Raw genomic sequence first — 9155 nt, forward strand, 5'->3', positions numbered from 1 at the left:
AAGCTGACCGGGATGGTGCGGCCTGACCGCAAGAAGCTGACCTACCACGTTGATTTCACCAAGGCCCTGACCACCCGGCGGCTGACCATGGGCGTCGCCGATGGCCGGGTCGAGGCGGATGGCGAGGTGATCTATCTGGTCAAGGACATGAAGGTCGCGCTGAGCGAGGCGTGAGGGGTGGCGCAACGCAAGGGTAGCGCTTGAAGGTCGGTTCGGTCGGGTTCGGCTATGTGAGAGCCCTGATCGACCGCCAAAATCCTAGCAGCGATTTACCAAACCTGACCACATTTCGCTCGCTGCGCAATGTCTGAACCAACTCCGTCGAGACCGGGGAACAGGTTACGCCGATCAACACCTTTTTGCAGCAGATCTTGGAACAGGACTCTCTTTCTCGCCTGTGGAACCACTATCTTGAGAAAGCCGTTCGAACTTATTCCGTTAGTGCCAGCGAGTTTATTTCCGAAATCTTCCCTATCATCAAGGGGGACAAAGCGCGCACTGTCAGGACCATAAGGATGAAACGTGAAAACAGATTTCTGTGCTGGCACTCGCCGATCAAGCGCCAAAGGTGTAAAGGCGATGGCTTTGTGGAGGCCCAAGCCACTCACATGTTCTGGTAGGTATCGTGCATCAGGTAGCAACATGTAGATGGCGGCATCTTCGTCTCTTTCCCAACTTTCAAGCGCAAAGAACAATGCGACAAAGGGATCGCTGCTCCAGTCAAGAAGCCTAGTTGGAACACCAAAGTGCTGCGCGATTATTCGGTCATTAGAGTAACCGCGCTCGACTCTTGGCAAGTAGGGGAAAGCTTCCCGAAAGAAAAAATCAATCAGCTGAGCTTCATACAGAGAGTAGCTCTCGTCTAGAGATTTGGCTGAAATATTCGGAGATGGGAGCCTATAGAGTCCAGGGACAAGCTTCCAACTTGCATCACTCTGCCCTCGAAAAAGATGCCTAGGGCCTGCTGGCTGCTCTTCGATCAGCGACAACAGAGAACCGATGCTGCGACCAGTGAACTCAACTACTCTCAATTTTTTCGCCTCTGATTGATTGGCAGATTGCAAACCCTAAGGAGACAAGATGCAGGAATCTACCACAGACGTATGACCCTGACCAAAGGTGTACTCCCGTCCCCTCACCCCCTACCACCTTGCCCCCTCCCCGCCTCTGCCCTACACAGACCTGAAGCAAGTCTGAGGAGGCCACCATGCGCCGCGTCGTCATCACCGGGATCGGTATCGTATCCTCCATCGGCAACTCTGCGGCCGAGGTCGAGGCCAGCCTGCGAGCCGGGAAATCCGGCATAGTCTTCGCCCCCGATTACGCCGAGCACGGCTTTCGCTGCCGGGTCCACGGCCAGCCGCACATCGTGCTGGAGGATCACATCGACAAGCGCGACCTGCGCTTCATGGGGGATGGCGCGGCCTATACCTTCATCGCGATGGACCAGGCGGTAAAGGACTCGGGGCTAAGCGAAACAGACATCTCGAATGACCGTACCGGCATCATCGTCGGCTCCGGCGGCCCTTCCACCAAGTCGTTCTTCAAGGCCCACAACATCGTGCGCGAGACCGGCTCGCCAAAGCGCATCGGCCCGTTCGGCGTGACCAAGGGCATGTCCTCCACCGTTTCCGCATGCCTTGCGACCCCCTTCAAGATCCGCGGCGTCAACTACTCCATCACCTCGGCCTGCTCGACCTCGGCCCATTGCATCGGCAACGGCACCGAACTGATCCAGATGGGTAAACAGGACATCGTTTTCGCCGGCGGGGGGGAAGAACTGGACTGGACGCTGTCGTGCCTCTTTGACGCCATGGGCGCAATGTCGTCCAAGTACAACGACGCCCCCGAAACCGCGTCCCGCACCTATGACGCCACGCGCGACGGCTTTGTCATCGCTGGCGGCGGCGGCATCGTTGTGCTGGAAGAGCTGGAACACGCCCTCGCGCGCGGCGCCAGGATCTACGGCGAGGTCACTGGCTACGGCGCCACCTCCGATGGCTACGACATGGTCGCCCCCTCGGGCGAAGGCGGCGAACGGGCCATGCGCCTTGCTCTCTCCACCCTGCCGCAGGGCCGCACGATCGACTACATCAACAGCCACGGCACCTCGACCATGGTCGGCGACGTCACCGAGGTCGAAGCGATCCGCCGCGTCTTCGGGCGCGGCTCCACGCCGCCCATTGCATCCACCAAATCCCTCACCGGCCACTGCCTTGGCGGCGCGGGCGTGTGGGAGACGATCTATTCGCTGATCATGATGAACGGCAATTTCATCGCTGCCTCCGCCAACGTCACGACCCTCGATCCGGCGCTCGATCCCGGCGAGATCGTGACCAAGATGCGCGATAACGTACAGCTTGACTCCGTCCTGTCCAATTCCTTCGGCTTTGGCGGCACCAATGCCACGCTGGTGATGTCGAAGTACCTCTCATAAGGATCCATCATGGCCGATCTGTTGAAGGGCAAGCGCGGGCTTGTCATGGGCGTGGCGAACGAACGCTCCATCGCATGGGGCATCGCTTCGGCACTTGCGGCCGAAGGGGCGGAACTGGCGTTCTCCCACCAAGGCGATGCCTTTGGCAAACGGGTGGAGCCGCTGGCGGCCAGTGTCGGCTCTAACTTCCTCGTCGATGTCGATGTGACCAATGATGCCAGCCTCGACGCCTGCTTTGCTGCGCTGAAATCGCGCTGGGGCAGCATGGATTTCCTGATCCACGCCATCGCCTTTTCCGACAAGAACGAGTTGACGGGGCGGTTCATCAATACCTCGCGCGGCAACTTCCAGAACTCGATGACCATCTCGTGCTTCAGTTTCATCGATGTTTCCGCCCGTGCGGCAGCGATGATGCCAGAGGGTGGATCACTGATCACCCTCACCTTCCAGGGGTCAAACCGCGTGGTTCCGAATTACAACGTCATGGGTGTGGCAAAAGCGGCGCTGGAATCCGCGACCCGGTATCTCGCCAATGACCTCGGGCCACAAGGTATCCGGGTCAACGCCATCTCGCCCGGACCGATGAAAACCCTTGCCGGGGCTGCCATCGGCGGGGCCCGCGCCACCTACCGCCACACCGAGGCAAACGCGCCTTTGCGCGCCAACGCCACGCTGGAAGCGATCGGCGGCACTGCGGTCTGGCTCTGCTCTGCCGGGGGGGCCTGCACGACTGGCGAGGTCATCCATGTCGACAGCGGCTACCACGTGCTGGGCATGCCGCAGGCGGAAAACATCTGAACCACCCATCATGGAGCCGGTGCAAGGATGAACAAATCCTTAACCGGCTCACGCAAGTCCTTGATCTTGCTTGGTACAGATAGATGTCCACGCGTGGACAGTGCGATTGCAGATCACGAAAGAGATGGAGCGGGCGGCGGGAATCGAACCCGCGTCTTTAGCTTGGAAGGCTAAGGTCTTACCATTACACAACGCCCGCGTCAGAGCCGTTAGCTAATCTCGTGGCGATGCTTCGTCAAGGCGCTATGGAGCAACCGGCCCCCTGACACTGTATACCTCAAGACCCCGGGCCGACTTCTCGGCAACTGGAGGAGCCACCGGGCGCACCAAATGCAGATGGCAGAAAAGGGTGGAGAGCGGTCTTACGGCGATGTCGCGTGGCAGTTGCAGCGAACTGGAAAATGGCGGCCGCTCCTGAGCAACGCATCAACTGGACGTGTGGGGCGACATATCGGACGGGATAGCCGCCTGACGGCAGCACAGCATGGTAGGCGCAGCGGTCATACCAGCGATAAAATGTGGTCGGTGGGATGCTGATCTTGGCCAGTGTCCGGCGTACCGGCAGATGCGACTGCTCCACCAGCCGGATGATCTCAAGCTTCTCTGCGGCAGGATACCTCATTCGCCGTCTCCCCCGTTCGGCGCCTTTCTCGGACCAATGGCATTCGCGGCCTCACTCCGAAGAATGCAGCTTACGCGGCGCGCCCCGGATGTCCTTCACAACCTGCGCCGCAACGGCTTTCGGGGTCACGGGCTTCTTCACCATCTTCAACTCCATATGACGTAAAGATCGGCCGCAAACCCTCCGCTATGCAATCACCCTAAACTGTCCATGGCAGCTGATGGAGGACACCTGACGGATATCGAATGGGATGTGATCCAGCCGTTGCTGCCGCAGAAGTTGCGCGGTGTGAAGCGTGTCGATGATCGCCGGGTGCTGAACGGGATTTTCTGGCGGCTGCCGACGGGGGAACCTTGGGCGGATATTCCGGCATGTTATTGACCCCATACGACCTGCGTGAACCGGTTCAACCGCTGGCGCAGCGGTGGGTCATTGGGTTCGTATTCTACAAGCCGTATCAGAGGCTTATAGGGGCGACATCCAGATGATCGACTCCTCGCCTATCCGGGTGCACCAACACGCCGCCAACGGTCAAAAAAGCCGACCGATCCCATTGCATGGGTCGCTCGCGCGGTGGGCTGACCACGAAAGTCCATGCTCTTGTTGACGCTCTGGGTCGCCCGATCCGCCTGAAGCTGACCTGGTGTCAGGCCCATGACGGGCGGTAGGGCGCGGATATGGTCGATGGCATCGGTGCAGGCCAGACCCTGCTCGCCGACCAAGGCTATGACAGGGGCGGGCTGCGCGACAGCCTCTCGGCTCGCGGTGCCACAGCCTGCATCAGGCTCATGCCGACCCGAAAACGTTTCCCGGCCTTCGATCCGATCCTCTATCGGAAGAGGGGCAACGTCGAGTTTTATTAATAAAATAAATAACTTACGGTCAGTCTCCACGCGATATGACAAGCGCGACGATAACTTTCTTGCCTCCGTCCAACTTGCATCGCTGCGCATCTGGTTGCGAACATATGAGTCGGTGACCTACCCGCCCAAGTGCGTTTGCAATTATAAAACTCCTGAAATAGAACATATAGTGAACATATAAAGAGATTCTCCGTGCGGTGTCAGTCAGAACACATATCAAGGCTGCATGCCGAGCCCGCGCAGGGCTTAGTGCAGGCAAGCGCGTGCACGCTGTCAGAGGTTTTTTCAACGACATCAGCAGATGGAGGTGTGGCAGGTTTTGTCATGGCTGTCGTTGCGGATGCGAATGCACCCATCCTGTGGGTGCAGGATCACATGTCTCAGAACGAGTCTGGGCGGCCATATCTGCCGGGGCTTTCGACAAGACGACGAGTGATCCACATCACGCTCAGCAGCGCCGCAGATGTTCTCTGGGCGATGGAGGAAGGGTTGCGATGCATTTCCTTGTCTTTGGTGATTGGCGAAATCTGGGGCGCGCCCCCTGTATTGGATTTCACGGCGACAAGACGTCTTGCCACGCGGGCCGAGGCCGGGAACCTAGCCTGCTGGCTGGTGCGGCGGGGGGCCGTGCCCGACCTGAGCGCGGCTCGGAACCGCTGGCGGATTGCATCGTTGCCCTCTCTGCCGCATCACCACGACCCGCAGGCCCCCGGCGACCCGCGCTGGCAGGTGGAGCTGTTCCGATCCCGCCAGGGGCCGCCCGGCACATGGGTGGCAACCCATGACCGGGCGGCGGATCGTATCGATTTTTCTGCCGCATTTCGCGATGGAACGGTGGCAGAAGGCGATGGAACGGCAGGGCGACGCGCTGCCGGATGATCTGGCCGTCGTGCTGGCCGTCGAAGGGCCACATGGCCCGGTGATCCATGCCGCCAGCCGGGCGGCGCGGCTGGCCGGGATAGGCACAGGCGCGCGGGTGGTCGACATGCGGGCGATCTGCCCGGACCTGCGGGTGGAATATGCCGATGTTCAGGGTGATCGGTGGGCCTTGGAGCGGCTGATGCTCTGGGCGCGGCGGTGGTGCCCCTGGACGGTGGTGGATGGGGCGGATGGGCTGATCCTTGATACCACGGGGTCGGATCACCTGATGGGTGGCGAGCCTGCGATGCTGGCGGAGATGGAGGCGCGGCTGTCGCTTCTGGGGCTGACCGCACGGCTGGCGGTGGCACCGACATGGGGGGCGGCCTGGGCCCTGGCGCGGTATGGGACGGTGCGGGCGATCTGCCCTGAGGGCGGGGTCGCCGCTGCGCTGGAGCGATTGCCGGTGGCGGGTCTGCGACTGGAGGGCGAGACGCTGCTGTTGCTGCAGCGGTTGGGCCTGAAGACCATCAGTGCTTTGGCCGAAGTGCCGCGTCTATCGCTGGCGCGCCGTTTTGTCCGTTCTGCCCTGCCCGCCAATCCGCTCTTGCGGCTGGATCAGGCGATGGGAGCGCTCGCCGAACCCGTGGCAAGCATCGATGCCCCGCGCCGGATGCGGGCCGAGGCACGGCTGGCCGAGCCGATCCAGGACCCCACACATTACCTGCCCTCGCTCTGCGCCGACCTTTGCACCCAGTTGACCCATGCGGGCTTGGGCTGCCGCAAGCTGCATCTGACCGTCTACCGCACCGATGGCGAGGTCAGCATGGTTGACCTGGTGATTGCCTACCCCAGCCGGGATGCGCGCCACCTTCACGGCCTCTTCAAGGGCAAGCTGGAACGGATCAATCCGGGCTTTGGCTTTGATCTGATCACGCTGGATGCGGGGATGGTCGAATCTCTGGGAACGCTGCAGAGCCGGCTCGATGGCACAGCAGAGCATGACCTGCATCTGCCGCAGTTGATTGACCGGCTGGCAGCGCGCTTTGGCGCGAAGGCGATCAAGCAGCCGGTTCTTGAGGCGAGCCACGTGCCGGAACGCGGGGAAAGCTGGGGCAGCGCCCTTAGCATGACACGCACGGCTCCTGCCGTTCTCGCCAAGGAACGCCCGATCCGCCTCTTGACCCGCCCCGAGGAAATCCGCGTTCTTTATGACGTGCCCGAAGGTCCGCCCGCGCAGTTCATCTGGCGCAGGCAGACCCACCGCGTCGCCCGCTATGAAGGCCCCGAACGGATCGCCCCGGAATGGTGGAAAGACCGCCCCGGTACCCGGCTGCGCGATTACTTCAAGATTGAGGATCAGAGCGGCAGGCGCTTCTGGCTTTTCCGCGAGGGGCTGCACGAAGACGGGCGCGGCGGCGATCCGCGCTGGTTTTTGCATGGGATGTTCGCCTGATGCCCGAGATGGACAACCAGCGCTCGCGCCGCACCCTGACGGATGAGGGCTTCACCCCAAACCCCCGCGCGCCCTTCGTGGAACTGGGAGTGACCAGTTGCTTTTCCTTTCTGCGCGGCGCGTCGGATGCCGTCGATCTGGCGGCAACCGCCGCAGCGCAAGGCCATGACGCGCTTGGCATCGCCGATCTGAACACGATGGCGGGCGTGGTGCGTCTGCATTGCGAGGCGCTGAAGGCAGCCCTGCGCCCGGTCATCGGATGCCGGTTGCAGTTGGTGACGGGCGAGGCGTTCCTGGCCTATCCGCGTGATCGCGCCGCCTATGGCCGCCTTTGCATGCTCTTGTCCAAGGGCAAGATGCACGATGTGAACGGCGACTGGCAGGCCAAGGGCGTCTGCGACATCACGCTGGATGATCTGGTCGCCCATGCCGAGGGGGTGCAGCTGATCGTCCTGCCCCCAGTTGACCTTGGTCCCTTCGCCGCCGATCTGCCCCGATTTGCCCGCTGCCTGCCAACGCTGGGCCATATCGCTGCAAGCTACCTTTATCGCGGCAACGATCGCGCGCGGATCAACCGGCTGGACGGGCTGGCCCGCGCGCATGGCCTGTCGATCCTCGCCACAAACGATGTGCACTACCACGCCCCCGACCGGCGACCCCTGCAGGACGTGATGACCTGTATCCTGCACAAGACCACGATCACCAAGGCCGGGTTCCTGCTGGACGCAAATGCCGAACGCCACCTGAAATCCCCCGCTCAGATGGTCCGACTTTTCGCCCCATGGCCGCATGCCATTGCCGCCACGCGGGATGTGGCAGATGCCTGCACCTTCGACCTGCGCGAGTTATCCTATGAATACCCGCAGGAGACCATTCCACTGGGCAAGACCCCGCAAAGCCATCTGGAGGCGCTGACTTGGGCTGGTGCCGCATGGCGCTATCCGGGGGGGCTGCCGGAGAAGACCCGCGCGGTTCTGGTCAAGGAGCTTGCGATGATTGCCAAGCTGAACATCGCCCAGTATTTCCTGACCGTCCACGACATCATCCAGTTCGCCCGCCACGAGGTGACCCCGCCGATCCTATGCCAGGGGCGCGGGTCAGCGGCCAATTCGGCGGTGTGCTATGTACTGGGGATCACGGCGGTTGATCCCTCGAAGCACGATCTGCTGTTCGAGCGGTTCATCAGCGAGGAACGGAAAGAGCCGCCCGATATCGACGTCGATTTCGAACATGAACGGCGCGAAGAGGTGATCCAGCATATCTACGGCAAATACGGTCGCCACCGCGCGGGGCTGTGTGCGACCGTCATCCATTACCGCCCCCGCATGGCGATCCGCGAGGTGGGCAAGGTCATGGGGCTGTCCGAAGACGTGACCTCGGCGCTGGCGAAAACCATCTGGGGCAGCTGGGGGCGCGATGTAGGGGCCAAGGAAGCTGCCGAAGCTGGCCTCGACCTGACCGATCCCCTGATGGCCCGCACCATCAAGCTGGCGGATCAGATGATCGGGATGCCGCGGCATCTGTCGCAGCATGTCGGCGGCTTCATCCTGACTGAGACGCCACTGACCCAGACCGTGCCCATCGGCAATGGCGCGATGCCCGAGCGCAGCTTCATCGAATGGGACAAGGACGACATCGATGAATTGCGCATCCTGAAGGTCGATGTGCTGGCGCTTGGCATGCTGACCTGCATCCGCAAGGCGTTCGATCTGATCGACGCGCATCACGGGCAACGGTTTGACCTCGCGACCGTGCCGAAGGAAGACCCCGCCGTGTACGACATGCTCTGCAAGGGGGACAGTCTGGGCACGTTCCAGGTCGAAAGCCGCGCGCAGATGAACATGCTGCCGCGCCTGAAGCCGCGCACCTTCTACGATCTCGTCATTGAAGTAGCGATCGTGCGCCCCGGTCCGATCCAGGGCGACATGGTGCATCCGTATCTCAGGCGCCGAAACGGCATCGAGAAGCAAAGCTACCCGTCTCCGTCGCCCGAGCACGGTCAGCCGGATGAATTGTACAAGGTGCTGCACAAGACACTCGGCGTGCCGCTGTTCCAGGAGCAGGCGATGCGGATCGCGATCGAGGCCGCCAGATTTACGCCCGAAGAAGCCAACGGCCTGC

Annotated in this window: 6 protein-coding genes, 1 tRNA gene and 3 pseudogenes; 7 read left to right on the forward strand and 3 right to left on the reverse strand. The window is 61.8% G+C overall.

The annotated features are described in order from the left end of the window. Positions 1-174: pseudogene (locus tag RMO18_RS13165) on the forward strand (beta-hydroxydecanoyl-ACP dehydratase); the annotation flags it as partial. Positions 175-269: 95 nt separating this feature from the next. Here RMO18_RS13165 and RMO18_RS13170 read toward each other — a convergent pair. Next, on the reverse strand, positions 270-989 hold the full coding sequence (locus RMO18_RS13170; protein WP_309666472.1) for an FRG domain-containing protein: 720 nt from the start codon (positions 987-989) through the stop codon (positions 270-272). 218 nt (positions 990-1207) lie between these two features. On the opposite strand from RMO18_RS13170, the gene fabB reads away from it, so the two are divergent. Both fabB and RMO18_RS13180 read left to right on the forward strand, forming a co-directional pair. Further along, positions 1208-2437: a beta-ketoacyl-ACP synthase I gene (gene fabB, locus RMO18_RS13175; RefSeq protein ID WP_309666474.1), complete on the forward strand. Its 1230-nt coding sequence runs from the start codon at positions 1208-1210 to the stop codon at positions 2435-2437. 9 nt (positions 2438-2446) lie between these two features. Beyond that, on the forward strand, positions 2447-3235 hold the full coding sequence (locus tag RMO18_RS13180; protein WP_309666475.1) for an SDR family oxidoreductase: 789 nt from the start codon (positions 2447-2449) through the stop codon (positions 3233-3235). Between the two features lie 125 nt (positions 3236-3360). Here the strand turns inward: RMO18_RS13180 and RMO18_RS13185 are convergent. Continuing rightward, positions 3361-3434: transfer RNA gene (locus RMO18_RS13185), tRNA-Gly, on the reverse strand. A 300-nt stretch (positions 3435-3734) separates the two neighbouring features. Further along, positions 3735-3869, reverse strand: a pseudogene (locus RMO18_RS13190) (IS3 family transposase); the annotation flags it as partial. Positions 3870-4067: 198 nt separating this feature from the next. Here RMO18_RS13190 and RMO18_RS13195 point away from each other — a divergent pair. From RMO18_RS13195 to RMO18_RS13210, 4 genes and pseudogenes are all read left to right on the forward strand, one after another. Further along, positions 4068-4814 (forward strand): annotated as a pseudogene (locus RMO18_RS13195) (IS5 family transposase); the annotation flags it as partial. Between the two features lie 338 nt (positions 4815-5152). Further along, positions 5153-5599 (forward strand): hypothetical protein, encoded by a 447-nt coding sequence (locus RMO18_RS13200; RefSeq protein ID WP_309666477.1) that lies wholly within the window; start codon positions 5153-5155, stop codon positions 5597-5599. Further along, entirely contained in the window at positions 5547-7034 is a 1488-nt protein-coding gene (locus RMO18_RS13205) for a DNA polymerase Y family protein (protein ID WP_309666478.1), read from the forward strand. The genes RMO18_RS13200 and RMO18_RS13205 overlap by 53 nt, the downstream gene beginning before the upstream one ends. After that, a partial coding sequence (locus RMO18_RS13210; RefSeq protein WP_309666480.1) for a PHP domain-containing protein occupies positions 7034-9155 on the forward strand: 2122 nt, incomplete at its 3' end. The genes RMO18_RS13205 and RMO18_RS13210, both read left to right, overlap by 1 nt.

The sequence above is a fragment of the Tabrizicola sp. genome, assembly GCF_031377265.1.
Lineage (GTDB): Bacteria > Pseudomonadota > Alphaproteobacteria > Rhodobacterales > Rhodobacteraceae > JAUYQR01.